15 protein-coding genes and 1 tRNA gene are annotated in these 16,270 nt (G+C 47.7%); 13 read left to right on the forward strand and 3 right to left on the reverse strand.

The features are described from left to right. Window positions 1-254 precede the first annotated feature (254 nt). Together HMPREF2872_RS06060 and HMPREF2872_RS06065 are read right to left on the reverse strand one after the other, a co-directional pair. Window positions 255-330 (reverse strand) — tRNA-Asn (locus tag HMPREF2872_RS06060). A gap of 139 nt (window positions 331-469) precedes the next feature. Next, window positions 470-961 (reverse strand): NemA protein, encoded by a 492-nt coding sequence (locus HMPREF2872_RS06065; protein WP_070632069.1) that lies wholly within the window; start codon window positions 959-961, stop codon window positions 470-472. Window positions 962-1,141: 180 nt separating this feature from the next. Here HMPREF2872_RS06065 and dapF point away from each other — a divergent pair, with 180 nt between their 5' ends. From dapF to HMPREF2872_RS06085, 4 genes are all read left to right on the forward strand, one after another. After that, on the forward strand, window positions 1,142-1,993 hold the full coding sequence (gene dapF, locus HMPREF2872_RS06070; protein ID WP_070632072.1) for a diaminopimelate epimerase: 852 nt from the start codon (window positions 1,142-1,144) through the stop codon (window positions 1,991-1,993). Further along, window positions 1,990-2,592, forward strand: a complete 603-nt coding sequence (locus tag HMPREF2872_RS06075; RefSeq protein WP_049329784.1) for a hypothetical protein — start codon at window positions 1,990-1,992, stop codon at window positions 2,590-2,592. Before dapF ends, HMPREF2872_RS06075 begins: the two co-directional genes overlap by 4 nt. Window positions 2,593-2,697: 105 nt before the next feature. Beyond that, the gene (gene cysK, locus HMPREF2872_RS06080; RefSeq protein WP_141752850.1) at window positions 2,698-3,630 is read left to right on the forward strand and encodes a cysteine synthase A; all 933 of its coding nucleotides are present in this window, start codon (window positions 2,698-2,700) and stop codon (window positions 3,628-3,630) included. Window positions 3,631-3,775: 145 nt separating this feature from the next. After that, a complete protein-coding gene (locus HMPREF2872_RS06085; RefSeq protein WP_003686038.1) occupies window positions 3,776-4,285 on the forward strand; it encodes a membrane lipoprotein lipid attachment site-containing protein in 510 nt (169 codons plus the stop codon). A gap of 84 nt (window positions 4,286-4,369) precedes the next feature. On the opposite strand, the gene HMPREF2872_RS06090 is transcribed toward HMPREF2872_RS06085, so the two are convergent. Then, a complete protein-coding gene (locus tag HMPREF2872_RS06090) occupies window positions 4,370-4,753 on the reverse strand; it encodes a YkvA family protein (RefSeq protein ID WP_049329785.1) in 384 nt (127 codons plus the stop codon). Between the two features lie 462 nt (window positions 4,754-5,215). Here HMPREF2872_RS06090 and sdhC point away from each other — a divergent pair, with 462 nt between their 5' ends. The 9 genes from sdhC (at window position 5,216) to lpdA (ending at window position 16,207) form a co-directional block, all read left to right on the forward strand. Next, window positions 5,216-5,593 carry a succinate dehydrogenase, cytochrome b556 subunit gene (gene sdhC / locus HMPREF2872_RS06095; protein ID WP_003686156.1) on the forward strand — a complete coding sequence of 126 codons (378 nt, stop codon included), beginning with the start codon at window positions 5,216-5,218 and terminating at the stop codon, window positions 5,591-5,593. Then, a complete protein-coding gene (sdhD, locus tag HMPREF2872_RS06100; RefSeq protein ID WP_049329786.1) occupies window positions 5,587-5,928 on the forward strand; it encodes a succinate dehydrogenase, hydrophobic membrane anchor protein in 342 nt (113 codons plus the stop codon). Before sdhC ends, sdhD begins: the two co-directional genes overlap by 7 nt. Before the next feature lie 2 nt (window positions 5,929-5,930). Then, entirely contained in the window at window positions 5,931-7,694 is a 1,764-nt protein-coding gene (gene sdhA / locus HMPREF2872_RS06105; RefSeq protein ID WP_070632078.1) for a succinate dehydrogenase flavoprotein subunit, read from the forward strand. Between the two features lie 119 nt (window positions 7,695-7,813). Then, window positions 7,814-8,521 (forward strand): succinate dehydrogenase iron-sulfur subunit, encoded by a 708-nt coding sequence (locus tag HMPREF2872_RS06110; RefSeq protein WP_070632080.1) that lies wholly within the window; start codon window positions 7,814-7,816, stop codon window positions 8,519-8,521. A 3-nt stretch (window positions 8,522-8,524) separates the two neighbouring features. Beyond that, window positions 8,525-8,773 carry an FAD assembly factor SdhE gene (locus HMPREF2872_RS06115; RefSeq protein ID WP_003678830.1) on the forward strand — a complete coding sequence of 83 codons (249 nt, stop codon included), beginning with the start codon at window positions 8,525-8,527 and terminating at the stop codon, window positions 8,771-8,773. A gap of 124 nt (window positions 8,774-8,897) precedes the next feature. Then, window positions 8,898-10,181 (forward strand): citrate synthase, encoded by a 1,284-nt coding sequence (gene gltA / locus HMPREF2872_RS06120; RefSeq protein WP_070632083.1) that lies wholly within the window; start codon window positions 8,898-8,900, stop codon window positions 10,179-10,181. A gap of 209 nt (window positions 10,182-10,390) precedes the next feature. Further along, window positions 10,391-13,219: a 2-oxoglutarate dehydrogenase E1 component gene (locus tag HMPREF2872_RS06125; protein ID WP_070632085.1), complete on the forward strand. Its 2,829-nt coding sequence runs from the start codon at window positions 10,391-10,393 to the stop codon at window positions 13,217-13,219. Window positions 13,220-13,318: 99 nt separating this feature from the next. Next, window positions 13,319-14,515 carry a 2-oxoglutarate dehydrogenase complex dihydrolipoyllysine-residue succinyltransferase gene (odhB, locus tag HMPREF2872_RS06130; RefSeq protein WP_070632088.1) on the forward strand — a complete coding sequence of 399 codons (1,197 nt, stop codon included), beginning with the start codon at window positions 13,319-13,321 and terminating at the stop codon, window positions 14,513-14,515. Between the two features lie 258 nt (window positions 14,516-14,773). Continuing rightward, on the forward strand, window positions 14,774-16,207 hold the full coding sequence (gene lpdA / locus HMPREF2872_RS06135; protein WP_070632091.1) for a dihydrolipoyl dehydrogenase: 1,434 nt from the start codon (window positions 14,774-14,776) through the stop codon (window positions 16,205-16,207). Window positions 16,208-16,270 lie beyond the last annotated feature (63 nt).

The raw sequence follows: 16,270 nt of genomic DNA on the forward strand, positions 1-16,270 counted from the left end.
GCCTTGTCCTGATTTAAATTTAATCCACTATACCGTTTATTCAAAAGCAAAACAGCCCGAAACCTGATTGACAAAAGGTTTCGGGCTGTTTGCGCCTGTTCGCCAGACGAAGCGGGTAGGGCGCAAGGCGTACCAGTTTGGCGGATAGAGGCCTTTGCAAAGGTCTCATGAGGAGGCAGGGCTTTCTTTGGGAAAGAACGATCGTTCCTGATTGATGTAAAAAAGCCTGAACAGAAGTTCAGGCTTTTAAAATTTGGCTCCCCGACCTGGGCTCGAACCAGGGACCTGCGGATTAACAGTCCGTCGCTCTACCGACTGAGCTATCGGGGAATGGGGCGTATTATAATGGCTGGAAAAAATGTGTCAATCAATATTTTTAAGAAAATGGTACAAAATATTTCAAATGTTTGAATGTTAAAAATATTTTGTAATCAAGTTTCACATGCTTCCCAGCCGTTTCAGACGGCCTTTAGTATTTGGCGTTAACCAATTTGCCGTTTCGGAACACTTGCTGCTGCATTACCGTGCCGTTGTAGGCGTAAGTGGTCAGCGAGCCGTTGCTTGGCGTGGCGCGGAACTGCATCAGTTGGTTACGGCTGAGGACGTAGGGGTCCGTGCGTTTTTGGCTGTTGTCGCTGTAAAAGTCTTGGACGACATATTCGTTGTTGCGTTTGCTGATCAGTTGGCGATGGAAGCCGCCTTTGACTGCGCTGTTGCTGGGTGTGCCGTGCGCATCAAAATAGGTTACGATTTGTTCTTCTGTGATGCGGATGCCGTCCGAATCTGTGTCTTTGGTGGTTTTGGTTTTGTCCAAGCCGACAGGGATGTTGATGGATGTACCCAAGCCGACGTGGCGGCCGATGCTGGTGCCGACGCCTAAGCCGACGGAAACGCCGGGTGTGCCGACTGTACATGCGCTGAGTGAAGCGGCCAAAAGGGCAGGTAAGAGAACTTTTTTCATAATGTGTATCCTTGTAATAAGAAATGTTTGTAATGTGGGAAGTATAGTATTTTTGCGGGGTGGCTGGTGTTAGTATTGGTAAAAGGGCGCAATGCCGTCTGAAAAACAAGATAGAAACGGATATATCATTCTGGTGTAGAATGTGCCGAAATAATGATTTAATAAGAATGTGAATGAATAATGAAAACTTTGAAATTTACGAAGATGCACGGCTTGGGCAATGATTTTATGGTGGTCAATGCCATCAATCAGGACTTTGATCCGTTGGCTGCGCCGCTTGCCCAATGGGCGGACCGTTATCGCGGCGTGGGTTTTGATCAGTTTTTGGTAGTGGAGAAGCCTTCTTCTGATGCGGTCGATTTTCGGTACCGCATTTTCAATGCCGATGGTCGGGAAGTAGAACAGTGCGGCAATGGCGCGCGTTGTTTTGCGCGTTTTGTCGTGGATAAGGGTTTGACGGATAAAACGGAAATTTTGGTCGAAACGGCCAAAGGGATTATTGTGCCGAAGCTGTTGGATAACGGTTTGGTTACCGTCAATATGGGTAAACCGCGTTTCATGCCGTCTGAAATTCCGTTTGTACCTGCACATGGTGAAAATGAATATGCGCTGACACATATTGTCTTAGTCGGTTTAGAGTCTGTACCGGTAAGCTGCGTGAATATGGGCAATCCGCATGCGGTGATTTTGGTTGATGATATTGAGACTGCGCCGGTGGAGCATTGGGGCAGCGCTATTGAATCGCACGAGCAGTTTCCTGAACGGGTCAATGTCGGCTTTTTGCAGGTTGAAGATGAGTTGTCAGTCCGCCTGCGCGTGTTTGAACGCGGGGTGGGGGAAACTCAGGCTTGCGGCACTGGAGCGTGTGCGGCCGTGGTGGCCGGCGTGCGCAATGGCTTGCTGAAAGCGGGTGCGCCTGTGCGTGTTACTCTGCCTGGTGGCGAATTGTTTATCAGTTGGGAAGAAGGTGGCGATGTGCAAATGACCGGCCCTGCTGAAACCGTTTTTGAAGGCGAGTTGCAGTATTCATGATGGTTTCTTTGGATTTTTGGTTTGCCGTCGCGTATGCTGCGGTATCGTTGGCGTTTATTTTTCGCGCGCAGCGGTTTCAATGGCTTTGGGCTGCGGTGTTGTTGTGGCTGGGGATTTCGGCACTGGGCGCACGCTTGTTGCCCGGAATGTGGGGCTTTACGCATACAGGCCCTTTGTTCATCCCTCATTTTTATCTGACAATCGCCAGTATTTTCTTCTTTATCGATGACTGCAGTAAAACGGAAGACAAAAAGTTTTGGTCGGCAGGCGAATATGCCGGTTTGACCTTATTTGCGGTTTCCAATGTCGTCATGACTTTGGCTTTTATTTTCTTGGCAGGCGTGGTTTATTTCATCTTGCCATTGGCAGGCGCGGTTTTTGCATGGGCGGCCTTGCTGAAAATTTATGCCTTGAAACCGATTTATTGGTTTGTTTTGCAGGGCGTGTTGATGCTGGTGTTTTATCTGCACCGCGTGGTCGTGTGCAGGCAGTCGGCGGCTTTGTTTAGTGCTACTCAGCTGCAAATGGGTTGGCTGGTTGCAGTTGTCATGCAGGCTGTGGTTGCCATGGCTTTGATTTTTGAACGGGGCGGATATTAATTTATCCAAACTAAAAGTTATAATGAAAGAAATTTTCGATATTGGTTTTTCAGACGGCCTGAGTTTAATATGCAGGCTATATCACATCTAAATCTGGAGCAGGAAATGAAAATTGCAAATAATATTACCGAGCTGATCGGCAATACCCCTTTGGTGAAATTGAATCGTTTGACCGAGGGTTTGAAAGCGCAAATCGCCGTCAAACTTGAATTTTTCAATCCGGGCAGCAGCGTGAAAGACCGTATTGCCGAAGCCATGATTGAAGCGGCGGAGCAGGCCGGTAAAATCAATAAAGATACCGTTATCGTTGAGGCGACCAGCGGCAATACCGGTATCGGTTTGGCAATGGTGTGTGCGGCCCGTGGTTATAAATTGGCGATTACTATGCCTGAAAGCATGAGTAAAGAACGCAAAATGCTGCTGCGTGCATTCGGGGCAGAGCTGATTTTGACACCGGCTGCCGAAGGTATGGCAGGCGCTATCGCTAAAGCCCAGTCTTTGGTGGACGAACATCCAGATACTTACTTTATGCCGCGCCAATTCGATAATGAGGCCAATCCTGAAATTCACCGCAAAACCACTGCCGAAGAAATTTGGCGTGATACAGACGGCCAAGTTGATATTTTCGTGGCCGGTGTGGGTACAGGCGGTACGATTACCGGCGTGGGCGAAGTATTGAAAAAACACAAACCCGAAGTTCAAATCGTGGCTGTCGAGCCTGAAGCTTCTCCAGTATTGAGTGGTGGTGAAAAAGGCCCGCATCCGATTCAAGGTTTGGGCGCAGGCTTTATCCCCAGTGTTTTGAATACGACTGTTTACGACAGTATTGTCAAAGTACCTAACGAAGCAGCGTTTGAAACTGCGCGCGCTATGGCTGAAAAAGAAGGCATTTTGGTAGGTATTTCTTCCGGTGCCGCGGTATGGAGCGCATTGCAGCTGGCTAAAAAAACTGAAAACGAAGGCAAGCTGATTGTTGTCTTGTTGCCATCGTATGGCGAACGCTATCTTTCTACGCCTCTGTTTGCCGATTTGGCATAATATAGGATTGTTGTTAAAGGGCCGTTTTCAGACGGCCTTTTTTACGTATGGGCTTGAGATATAGTATGAAATCTGTTGTAATTCAGTTAATGAGCTTTGAATACCGTTATTCAAAAGTTGGTTTCTTCAACGAATCATGCTTATAATGCGCATTATGAAAAAATACATTCTTCCTATCCTTGCTGTGGCGGTACTTGCCGGTTGTGAATCGATTTATGTTCCAACATTGAAAGAAGTGCCAGTTCGACCAACCAACGTCAAGAAACCTAAGGCTGATTCACAAGTTTCAGCTACCAGTTATCATTTGGCTCCTTCGCATTGGGCAGATGTTTCCAAGATTCATGATGAAGCACGTCGCTTGAGTACCCAAGTGAGCCAAGGTAGTCTGACCAAAGTTCAGGCTGCCCAATATTTGAACCGCTTCCGTATCCAACAAGTGGGACGCAACTCCGTCGATGACAGTATGTACGAAGTTTATCTGCGTTCTGCCGTTGACAGCCAACGTGGTGAAATTACTACCGAGCAATCCAAACAGTACATTCAAGGTGCTTTGCGCGGTTGGCAGCAACGTTGGAAAAACATGGATACCAAGCCAAGCAATCCTGCGTTTACCAACTTCCTGATGGAAGTTATGGGTATGCAGCCTTTGAAATAAAAAAATCATAAACCGAGAAGGCCGTCTGAATATTCAGACGGCCTTCTTCTTATATTCATATATGTGTAGTCGAACTTTATCCAATTAAGAACCAAACAGCTTGTCAGCCGCTTGACGGGCTTTTTCTTGAATATCTTCGGTCAGATAGTTTTTCATCTGAGAATAAACCAATGCAATGACGGCAATGTCATCGCTGAAACCAAATGGAATCAGGAGGTCGGGAATGCTGTCAATAGGGCTGAGGAAATAAACCAGTGCGCCGACAATAATCATTTTGGCCCGTTTGGGCGTGTGTTCGGATTCCCAAAGGTAATAAAGTGCATAAAGTTGACGGACGACAGGTTTGCCCAGGCGGCCAGCAAAGCGTCCAAGTTTTTTCATAAAGCCGGATGTGTCCAAGTTTCGACGACGGAAGGAGGGGATGTAGTCCTCTGGATCGGGTGTGTTTTGATGAGGGGAGTGTGTCATGATACAGCTTCCTTATAAGGTATGGAAACATTGTTGGTGTTGTGCTGTATTTTAGTCCATCTAAGGATAGATGAAATGTCTTTGAATGTATAACTATGTAAGAGTAGTGATGATAATGCAATGGTAATAAGTTAAGAACGGCTTATGCCTTTGTAAAGATTAGGTATCAAGAGTGAGAATTTATCTCACAATAGATACAATTCTCAAATCATAATGATGTTATCGTAAGTGCTTTGATGGAGAGATGGCTTAATTGCAGGAAAGTAACAAAAAAGGCTAGTCACGCAAAAAAAAATCTAAGAATGATTGTTTGATTTTATTAGTCTTTTGGTAAAAATCATTAGAGCATTCATAAATTGCACTGTTCAAAATGAGATAAAACAGGTAAATTATGGTTTATGTAGCTTATTGTAGTGCTGAGCTATAGGTTTTGAGCTGATAATAAATCTAGAGGAACTGACCATGTCCGCCAAATCACGCCCGGTATTTTTGGAAATTCCGAATATCCGATTGCCCATACCGGGGATTGTATCTATTCTTCACCGTATCAGCGGCGTCGGCTTGTTTGTGATGCTGCCTGTTCTCTTGTATTTCTTCTCCGGAACGCTGGATCGCGAAGCGTCGTTTGAAGCATATCGTTCTGCTATCTCCAATCCGTTTGTGAAGCTGATCCTTATCGGTCTGTTGTGGGCATATCTGCACCACTTTTTTGCCGGTATCCGCTTTCTGTTTTTGGATGTGCATAAAGGCTTGGAATTAAATACTGCCCGTGCTACTGCTAAAGTTGTATTTGCTTCTGCTTTGATTCTGACCGTCGTTTTGGGAGCTTTGTTATGGTAGAGCGTAAATTGACAGGTGCGCATTACGGTTTGCGCGATTGGGCAATGCAACGTGCAACTGCGGTCATCATGTTGGTGTACACCGTGGTTCTTTTGGTTGTTTTGTTTACGTTGCCTAAAGAATATTCGGCATGGCAGGCATTTTTTGATCATACTTGGGTGAAAGTATTTACCCAAGTGAGCTTCTTGGCCGTATTCCTGCATGCATGGGTAGGTATCCGCGATTTGTGGATGGACTACATTAAGCCTTTCGGCGTGCGTTTGTTTTTACAAGTTGCCACCATCGTTTGGTTGGTAGGCTGCTTGGTGTATTCAGTTAAAGTAATTTGGGGGTAAATATGGGTTTTCCTGTTCGCAAGTTTGATGCCGTGATTGTTGGCGGTGGTGGTGCAGGTTTACGCGCAGCCCTCCAATTGTCTAAATCCGGCCTGAATTGTGCTGTTTTGTCTAAAGTCTTCCCAACCCGTTCTCATACTGTAGCGGCTCAAGGTGGTATTTCTGCTTCATTGGGTAATGTGCAGGAAGACCGTTGGGATTGGCACATGTACGATACCGTAAAAGGTTCCGACTGGCTGGGCGACCAAGATGCGATTGAATTTATGTGTCGCGCAGCACCTGAAGCAGTAATTGAGTTGGAGCACATGGGTATGCCTTTCGACCGTGTGGAAAGTGGCAAAATCTACCAACGTCCTTTCGGTGGCCATACTGCCGAACACGGTAAACGTGCGGTAGAACGTGCATGTGCTGTTGCTGACCGTACCGGTCATGCGATGTTGCATACTTTGTACCAACAAAACGTCCGTGCCAATACACAATTCTTTGTGGAATGGACAGCGCAAGATTTGATTCGTGATGAAAACGGCGACGTAGTCGGTGTAACTGCCATGGAAATGGAAACCGGCGAAGTTTATATTTTCCACGCTAAAGCTGTGATGTTTGCTACTGGTGGTGGCGGTCGTATTTATGCGTCTTCTACCAATGCTTATATGAATACCGGTGATGGTTTGGGCATTTGTGCCCGTGCAGGTATTCCGTTGGAAGACATGGAATTCTGGCAATTCCACCCGACCGGTGTAGCCGGTGCCGGTGTATTGATTACCGAGGGTGTACGCGGTGAGGGCGGTATTCTGCTGAATGCCGATGGCGAACGCTTTATGGAACGCTATGCTCCAACCGTAAAAGACTTGGCTTCCCGTGACGTGGTTTCCCGTGCGATGGCGATGGAAATCTACGAAGGTCGCGGCTGTGGTAAAAACAAAGACCACGTATTGCTGAAAATTGACCATATCGGTGCAGAAAAAATTATGGAAAAACTGCCGGGCATCCGCGAGATTTCCATCCAGTTTGCCGGTATTGACCCGATTAAAGACCCGATTCCTGTTGTGCCGACTACTCACTACATGATGGGCGGTATTCCGACCAACTACCATGGCGAAGTTGTTGTTCCGCAAGGTGAAGATTACGAAGTACCTGTAAAAGGTCTGTATGCAGCAGGTGAGTGCGCTTGTGCTTCCGTACACGGTGCGAACCGCTTGGGTACTAACTCCCTGTTGGACTTGGTGGTATTCGGTAAAGCTGCCGGCGACAGCATGATTAAATTCATCAAAGAGCAAAGCGACTGGAAACCTCTGCCTGCTAATGCCGGTGAATTGACCCGCCAACGTATCGAGCGTTTGGACAACCAAACCGGTGGCGAAAACGTTGATGCATTGCGTCGCGAACTGCAACGCTCTGTACAACTGCATGCCGGCGTGTTTCGTACCGATGAGATTCTGAGCAAAGGCGTTCGAGAAATCATGGCGATTGCCGAGCGCGTGAAACGTACTGAAATCAAAGACAAGAGCAAAGTATGGAATACTGCGCGTATCGAAGCTTTGGAATTGGATAATCTGATTGAAGTAGCGAAAGCGACTTTGGTGTCCGCCGAAGCGCGTAAAGAATCACGTGGCGCACACGCTTCAGACGACCATCCTGAGCGCGATGACGAAAACTGGATGAAACATACCCTGTATCATTCAGATACCAATACTTTGTCTTACAAACCGGTACATACCAAGCCTTTGAGCGTGGAATACATCAAACCGGCTAAACGCGTTTATTGATGAGTTTTCAGACGGCCTTTATCTTAAAGGCCGTCTGAAACCTAACCATACCCACATTGAACTGCTCGAATTCATAATACAAAATCATTGGGCAGTTTATGAGAAAAGGAACACTTCTCATGGAAAAAATGAGTTTTGAAATTTACCGTTACAACCCGGACGTTGATGCCAAACCTTATATGCAACGTTACGAGTTGGAATTGGAACCAACCGACGTCAAACTTTTGGACGCTTTAGTGCGCCTGAAAGCACAAGACGATACATTGTCTTTCCGCCGTTCTTGCCGCGAAGGTATTTGCGGTTCTGACGGTATGAACATCAATGGCAAAAACGGTTTGGCATGTCTAACTGATCTGCGCGGCCTGAAACAGCCGGTTAAAATCCGTCCTCTGCCAGGTCTGCCTGTTATCCGCGACCTGATTGTGGATATGACCCAGTTCTTCAAACAATACCACTCCATCAAACCTTACGTTGTCAACGATAACCCTATCGATGCGGACAAAGAGCGTCTGCAAACTCAGGAAGAGCGTAAAGAGTTGGACGGTTTGTACGAATGTATTTTGTGCGCCTGCTGTTCGACTGCCTGCCCGTCATTCTGGTGGAACCCTGATAAATTCGTTGGTCCGTCTGGCTTGCTGAATGCTTACCGTTTCATTGCGGATAGTCGTGATACCATCACTAATGAGCGTTTGGATAATTTGAACGACCCATACCGTTTGTTCCGTTGCCACACCATTATGAACTGCGTAGACGTATGTCCTAAACACTTGAATCCGACCCGAGCCATCGGTAAGATTAAAGAGATTATGTTGAAACGATCCGTTTAAGAAATGATGGTTTTTGACGATATTGCCAAACGGAAAATCCGTTTTCAAACCCGCCGGGGATTGTTGGAATTAGACTTAATCTTCGGCAGGTTTATGGAAAAAGAATTCGAGCACCTGAGTGATCAGGAGTTGTCCGAATTTTCCGAAATCCTCGAATTTCAAGACCAAGAGTTGCTTGCCTTGATTAACGGACATTCGGCGACGGACAAGAAACACCTGATTCCCATGCTTGAAAAAATCAGACAGGCATGACGTGTTATAGAGCTTGTTTGCGATGCCAATCCGAACAAGCTCTTTCTATACGGAGGCCGTCTGAAAAAAAGGACCGTGCCGCTTAGGCGGCAACGAAAGCCCCAACTTACAAAGGAGTTTAAGAATGTCTAAATCAGTCAAGTTCACCACCCCAAATCAAGAGACCTTGGAACTGCCAGTATTGGAAGCAAGTATCGGCCATGATGTGGTTGATATTCGTGCTTTAACAAAAAATACAGGTCTGTTTTCCTTCGACCCCGGATTCGTGTCAACTGCAAGTTGCGAATCCAAAATCACTTATATTGATGGCGATGAAGGTCTGTTGTATTACCGTGGTTATCCTATCGAGCAGCTGGCCGAAAAATCCGATTATTTGGAAGTTTGCTATCTGTTGATTTACGGCGAACTGCCTACCCCTGAACAGAAAAAAGAATTTGATGCCACAGTCGGTCGCCATACTATGCTGCATGAGCAGCTGACTTGGTTCTTCCGAGGTTTCCGTCGCGATGCGCACCCGATGGCGATGATGGTTGGCGTGGTTGGCGCTTTGTCTGCTTTCTACCAAGACAGCTTGGATATTACCAACCCTGAGCACCGCAAAATTGCGATTTACCGCTTAATCTCCAAAATCCCGACAATTGCGGCAATGTGTTACCGTTATTCCAACGGTCTGCCGTTCAATTATCCAAAAAATAACCTTTCCTATGCTGAAAACTTCTTACACATGATGTTTGCGACACCATGTGAAGAATACAAACCTAATCCAGTATTGGCTCGCGCGCTCGACCGCATCTTTATTTTGCATGCCGATCATGAGCAAAACGCTTCTACTTCGACTGTACGTTTGGCCGGCTCTTCTGGTGCGAACCCATTTGCCTGTATCGCTGCCGGTATCGCCTGTCTGTGGGGTGCTTCACACGGCGGTGCAAACGAAGCTGTGTTGAAAATGCTGGACGAAATCGGCGATGTATCTAATGTTGCCGCATACATGGAAGGTGTGAAACAACGCAAATACCGTCTGATGGGCTTCGGTCACCGCGTATACCGCAATATGGACCCACGAGCCAACATCATGCGCGAAACCTGTTATGAAGTCTTGAAAGAATTGGGATTGGAAGACAGTCCTAAATTCAAGCTGGCGATGGAATTGGAACAAATTGCACTGAAAGATCCATTCTTTGTTGAACGCAAGCTGTATCCAAACGTCGATTTCTACTCCGGTATCGTCTTGTCCGCATTGGGCATTCCAACTGAAATGTTTACCGTTATCTTCGCATTGTCGCGCAGTGTAGGTTGGATTTCTCATTGGCATGAAATGATTAGCGATCCGGCACTGAAAATCGGTCGCCCACGTCAACTGTATACCGGTGCAGAGCGTCGCGATTACGTTCCGGTAGATAAACGCTAATAGACAATACATTAATATATTGTTGAAAAGTCGTTTGAAAAAATCGAATTGCCGTTTTCAATGAGGTTGGTCGTAATTAATTAAGTTGATAGCAGGTAATTTGATTTGAAATAGGGTAGAATAAAGTGTCATTTCAGACGGCCTGAATTCCGTTCGGAGAACACGGGATTCTACCCTTTGTTTATATTTTAAAGAAAAGAGCTCACGCCATGATGGACGAAAAACTCAATTTCTCTTATCTGTTTGGTTCTAATGCGCCATACATCGAGGAGTTGTATGAAAAGTTTCTGGATAATCCGGAATCTGTCGATGAAAAATGGAAACAGTACTTTACCGATTTGAGTAAACAGCCGGGCGCAGTCGCTGTCGATGTTGCCCATACACCGATTCGTGAATCATTTGCCACTTTGGCTAAAAAGAAAATTGCCGCAGCCGTTGCAGGCGGTGTGGATGAGGCAATGATGAAAAAGCAAGTCAGCGTTTTGCGACTGATTTCTGCCTATCGTATCCAAGGCGTGGGTGCAGCCCAACTTGATCCGCTCAAACGTATTCCTCCTCAAAATATCGAAGCTCTCGATCCTAAATTCCACGGTCTGTCAGATGCCGATATGGCACTTCAGTTCAATATGGGCGAGGGCGATTTTTCCGGTCAGGGCAAACTGCCTCTGTCCCAAATCATCAGCAACCTCAAACAAACCTACTGCGGCCATATCGCGGTAGAGTATATCTACATCCCAAATACGGAAGAGCGCCGCTGGGTTCGCAATTATTTTGAAAGCGTACTGTCTACGCCAAGCTACAACGTTGAACAAAAACGCCGTATCTTGAAAGAAATGACTGCTGCCGAAACTCTGGAACGCTACCTGCATACCAAATATGTCGGTCAAAAACGCTTTGGTGTAGAAGGCGGTGAAAGCGCGATTGCCGGTTTGAACTACCTGATTCAAAATGCCGGTAAAGACGGCGTGGAAGAAGTCATCATCGGTATGGCACACCGTGGCCGTCTGAATGTTTTGGTGAACATTCTGGGCAAAAAACCCAGTGATTTATTCGCTGAGTTTGAAGGCCGTGCCGAAATCAAACTGCCTAGCGGCGACGTGAAATACCACATGGGCTTCAGCTCCGACATCGCTACGCCACACGGCCCGATGCACGTTTCTTTAGCATTCAACCCATCACACTTGGAAATCGTGAATCCGGTAGTGGAAGGTTCTGCACGCGCCAAACAAAAACGTTTGGGCGAAAACGGTCGCGATAAAGTCTTGCCAGTATTGATTCACGGTGACTCCGCATTTATCGGTTTGGGTGTTAACCAAGCAACATTCAACCTGTCTAAAACACGCGGTTATACCACTGGCGGTACTGTTCACATCGTGATCAACAACCAAATCGGCTTTACGACTTCCGATACCCGCGATACCCGTTCTACCGTACATTGTACCGATATCGCGAAAATGGTTTCCGCTCCGGTTATCCATGTGAACGGCGATGATCCTGAACGCGTTTGCTTTGCCATCCAAGCTGCCTTGGATTACCGCAAAAAATTCCATAAAGACATCGTGGTCGACGTTGTCTGCTACCGTAAATGGGGCCACAACGAGGGCGATGATCCGACCTTGACCCAACCGATGATGTACAAAAAAGTATCGCAACACCCAGGTGCACGTGCTTTGTACACCGAGCAACTGATTGCCGAAGGCGTGGTAACTCAAGCTGAAGCTGACGGTTACATCCAAGCCTACCGTGATGCTTTGGACAAAGGCGAACATGTTGAACAAACAACTTTGAGCAACTTCCAACGCACACAAATCGACTGGAGCAAATACCAAGGTAAAGATTGGCGCGAACACATCGAAACCGGTTTGCCTGCCGCAGATATTGAGCGTCTTACTGAGAAGTTTACCGCCGTACCGGAAGGCTTTGCCCTGCATCCGACTGCGAAACGTGTGATTGAAGCGCGTAAAGCCATGGCATCCGGTAAACAAGCTATTGACTGGGGCATGGCCGAAACCTTGGCATACGCAAGCCTGCTGACTAAAGGTCATGGCGTACGTATTTCCGGTGAGGACTCCGGCCGCGGTACATTCTCACACCGTCATGCAGTATTGCACGATCAAAACCGTGAAAAATGGGACGACGGTACTTATGTTCCTCTGCGCCATATGGGCGAAGGCATGGGCGAGTTCCTGGTCATCGACTCCATTTTGAACGAAGAAGCCGTGATGGCGTTCGAGTATGGCTTTGCCTGCTCCGCTCCTGACAAGCTGACCATTTGGGAAGCTCAATTCGGTGACTTCGCCAACGGCGCACAAGTGACTATTGACCAATTCCTGTCTTCAGGCGAAACCAAATGGGGTCGTTTGTGCGGTCTGACCACCATCCTGCCGCACGGCTACGACGGTCAAGGTCCTGAACACTCTTCTGCACGCGTAGAACGTTGGTTGCAACTGTGTTCCGAGAACAATATGCAAGTCATCATGCCGTCTGAAGCGTCGCAAATGTTCCACATCTTGCAACGTCAAGTCTTGGGTTCATACCGTAAACCTCTGGTGATTTTCATGTCCAAACGCCTGTTGCGCTTCAAAGGTGCAATGAGCCCGCTGGAAAACTTCACCGAAGGTTCGACTTTCCGTCCGGTTATCGGCGATACCGCAGAACACGCAAGCAACGACAGCGTGAAACGCGTGGTATTGTGTGCCGGTCAGGTTTACTATGACTTGGAAGCTGGCCGTGCCGAGCGTAAACTAGAAGATGATGTTGCTATCGTCCGCGTTGAGCAGCTGTATCCATTCCCATACGACGAGGTTAAAGCTGAACTGGCGAAATATCCGAACGCAAAATCTGTGGTTTGGGCGCAAGAAGAGCCGAAAAACCAAGGTGCGTTCTACCAAATCCGCCACCGCATCGAAGATGTTATCAGCGAAGAGCAAAAACTGTCTTATGCCGGTCGTCCAAGCAGCGCATCGCCTGCAGTGGGCTACTCAAGCAAACACATTGCTCAATTGAAACAATTGGTTGAAGACGCTTTGGCGTTGTAAACCAAGTGGCATTCCGTCTGAGGCTGCTCAGGCGGAATGCCCATATGCAGAATTAAAAACACACAACAGGCCGTCTGAAAGGGCCATTGGAGACACAAAATGATTATTGATGTAAAAGTACCTATGCTGTCTGAAAGCGTATCTGAAGGCACGCTCTTGGAATGGAAGAAAAAAGTTGGCGAAGCAGTTGCCCGTGACGAAATCCTGATCGATATCGAAACTGACAAAGTGGTTTTGGAAGTACCTTCTCCACAAGCCGGCGTATTGGTTGAAATCGTAGCGCAAGACGGTGAGACCGTTGTTGCCGACCAAGTTTTGGCACGCATCGATACAGCTGCTACTGACGCTGCTGAAGCACCTGCAGCCGCTCCTGTCGAAGCAGCCCCAGCCGCTGCTCCTGCTGCTGCACAAAACAACGCCGCTATGCCTGCCGCCGCCAAACTGGCTGCCGAGACCGGTGTTGACGTGAACACATTGCAAGGTTCCGGCCGTGACGGTCGCGTATTGAAAGAAGACGTACAAAATGCCGCTGCCAAACCTGCCGCAGCCGCTGCTCCTGCCGTTGCACTTCCTGCCGTTGCACTTCCTGCCGGCGCGCGTCCTGAGGAACGCGTACCAATGAGCCGCCTGCGAGCCCGTGTTGCAGAACGCCTCCTGGCTTCTCAACAAGAAAACGCTATTTTGACTACATTCAATGAAGTCAACATGAAACCAATCATGGACTTGCGTGCGAAGTACAAAGATAAATTCGAGAAAGAACACGGCGTAAAACTGGGCTTTATGTCCTTCTTCGTTAAAGCCGCTGTTGCCGCCCTGAAAAAATATCCGGTTGTGAATGCTTCTGTTGACGGCAAAGACATCGTGTACCATGGCTACTTCGACATCGGTATCGCGATTGGCAGCCCACGCGGTTTGGTTGTGCCAATCCTGCGCGATGCCGACCAAATGAGCATTGCTGACATCGAACAAGCAATTGTTGATTACGCGAAAAAAGCCAAAGATGGCAAAATCGCTATTGAAGATTTGACCGGCGGTACATTCAGTATTACCAACGGCGGTACCTTTGGTTCTATGATGTCTACCCCGATCATCAACCCGCCTCAATCTGCAATTTTGGGTATGCACGCCACTAAAGAGCGCGCCGTGGTTGAAAACGGCCAAGTTGTTGTCCGTCCGATGATGTATCTGGCTCTGTCTTACGATCACCGTATCATTGACGGCCGCGAAGCTGTATTGACCTTGGTAGCCATTAAAGACGCGTTGGAAGACCCAGCTCGCCTGTTGTTGGATCTGTAATCGTTTCAGACGGCCTTTTATTTGTTAATGAAAAGGCCGTCTGAATTTTTATTTAGATGTAGCGTAATGTAGTATCGTGCTACAATAGGCTCAACAAACGATTGAGGCCGTCTGAAACATTTGATTCGAATGAATCGGCAGATATGGACTTTCAGACGGCCTTTTCTTAAAACCATCAAAACGCAGTCATTCAAAATAAAAAAGAAACAAAAAGTATCGTTTTTATTTTGAGATACTGCAAAAGCAAAGGATGACACGATGTCTCAATATGATGTAGTAGTGATTGGTGCAGGCCCGGGCGGATACGTTGCCGCCATTCGTGCCGCGCAACTGGGTTTCAAAACCGCTTGCGTCGATGCAGGCGTTAACAAAGCAGGCAATGCCCCTGCATTGGGCGGTACTTGCTTGAACGTAGGTTGCATCCCTTCCAAAGCCCTGTTGCAATCCAGCGAACATTTCCACGCTGCGCAACACGATTTTGCAGAACACGGTATCACTGTCGGCGACGTAAAATTCGACGCGGCCAAAATGATTGAGCGCAAAGATGCCATCGTGACCAAGCTGACCGGCGGCGTGAAATTCCTGTTCCAAAAAAACAAAGTAACCAGCCTGTTCGGTACTGCTTCCTTTGCCGGTAAAAATGGCGATGCCTATCAAATCGAAATTGATAACAAAGGCGAGAAAACCGTTATCGAAGCCAAACACGTCATCGTAGCAACCGGTTCCGTACCGCGTCCGCTGCCACAAGTCGCTATCGACAATGTGAACGTATTGGACAACGAAGGCGCATTAAACCTGACCGAAGTTCCTGCCAAACTCGGCGTGATCGGTTCCGGCGTGATTGGTTTGGAAATGGGTTCCGTATGGAACCGCGTGGGCGCAGAAGTTACCATTCTTGAAGCCGCGCCGACCTTCCTGGCTGCCGCCGACCAACAAATCGCCAAAGAAGCCTTCAAATACTTCACCAAAGAGCAAGGCCTGAGCATTGAATTGGGCGTCAAAATCGGCGACATCAAATCTGAAGGCAAAGGCGTTTCCGTTGCTTACGAAACAGCTGCCGGAGAAGCCAAAACCGAAGTATTCGATAAATTGATCGTTGCCATCGGCCGTATTCCAAACACCAAAGGCCTGAACGCCGAAGCCGTAGGTTTGGAAAAAGACGAGCGCGGCTTTATCAAGGTAGATGGCGAATGCCGTACCAACCTGCCTAACGTATGGGCAATCGGCGACGTGGTTCGCGGCCCAATGTTGGCACACAAAGCCAGCGACGAAGGCGTTGCCGTTGCCGAGCGCATTGCCGGTCAAAAACCGCATATCGATTTCAACAACGTACCGTTTGTTATTTACACCGACCCTGAAATCGCTTGGGTGGGTAAAACCGAAGAGCAGCTCAAAGCCGAAGGTGTGGAGTACAAAAAAGGTACTTCAGGTTTCGGTGCGAATGGTCGCGCATTGGCAATGGGCAAAGCCAAAGGTACGGTTAAAGTATTGGCAGATGCCAAAACCGACCGCATCTTGGGCGTACACATGATCGGCCCGGTTGTCAGCGAATTGGTTACCGAAGGCGTGACTGCGCTCGAATTCTTCGCCAGCAGCGAAGACATCGCCCGCATTATCCATGCCCACCCAACCTTGTCCGAAGTGGTTCACGAAGCTGCATTGGCGGCCGACAAACGCGCTTTGCACGGTTGATAGACATTAAGGCCGTCTGAAACTTTTCAGACGGCCTTAAGGCCTTCGACAAATTGAATGTTC

This window comes from Neisseria sp. HMSC069H12, from assembly GCF_001812735.1.
Lineage (GTDB): Bacteria > Pseudomonadota > Gammaproteobacteria > Burkholderiales > Neisseriaceae > Neisseria > Neisseria subflava.

Bases quoted from the DNA above. Each gene is read 5' to 3' on its own strand.
- gltA (WP_070632083.1), top strand. From the start codon at position 8,898: ATGTCTAAATCAGTCAAGTTCACCACCCCAAATCAAGAGACCTTGGAA.
- cysK (WP_141752850.1), top strand. From the start codon at position 2,698: ATGAAAATTGCAAATAATATTACCGAGCTGATCGGCAATACCCCTTTG.
- sdhA (WP_070632078.1), top strand. From the start codon at position 5,931: ATGGGTTTTCCTGTTCGCAAGTTTGATGCCGTGATTGTTGGCGGTGGT.
- HMPREF2872_RS06125 (WP_070632085.1), top strand. From the start codon at position 10,391: ATGATGGACGAAAAACTCAATTTCTCTTATCTGTTTGGTTCTAATGCG.
- HMPREF2872_RS06090 (WP_049329785.1), bottom strand. From the start codon at position 4,753: ATGACACACTCCCCTCATCAAAACACACCCGATCCAGAGGACTACATC.
- HMPREF2872_RS06085 (WP_003686038.1), top strand. From the start codon at position 3,776: ATGCGCATTATGAAAAAATACATTCTTCCTATCCTTGCTGTGGCGGTA.
- HMPREF2872_RS06065 (WP_070632069.1), bottom strand. From the start codon at position 961: ATGAAAAAAGTTCTCTTACCTGCCCTTTTGGCCGCTTCACTCAGCGCA.
- HMPREF2872_RS06110 (WP_070632080.1), top strand. From the start codon at position 7,814: ATGGAAAAAATGAGTTTTGAAATTTACCGTTACAACCCGGACGTTGAT.
- HMPREF2872_RS06115 (WP_003678830.1), top strand. From the start codon at position 8,525: ATGATGGTTTTTGACGATATTGCCAAACGGAAAATCCGTTTTCAAACC.
- HMPREF2872_RS06075 (WP_049329784.1), top strand. From the start codon at position 1,990: ATGATGGTTTCTTTGGATTTTTGGTTTGCCGTCGCGTATGCTGCGGTA.
- dapF (WP_070632072.1), top strand. From the start codon at position 1,142: ATGAAAACTTTGAAATTTACGAAGATGCACGGCTTGGGCAATGATTTT.
- sdhC (WP_003686156.1), top strand. From the start codon at position 5,216: ATGTCCGCCAAATCACGCCCGGTATTTTTGGAAATTCCGAATATCCGA.
- odhB (WP_070632088.1), top strand. From the start codon at position 13,319: ATGATTATTGATGTAAAAGTACCTATGCTGTCTGAAAGCGTATCTGAA.
- sdhD (WP_049329786.1), top strand. From the start codon at position 5,587: ATGGTAGAGCGTAAATTGACAGGTGCGCATTACGGTTTGCGCGATTGG.
- lpdA (WP_070632091.1), top strand. From the start codon at position 14,774: ATGTCTCAATATGATGTAGTAGTGATTGGTGCAGGCCCGGGCGGATAC.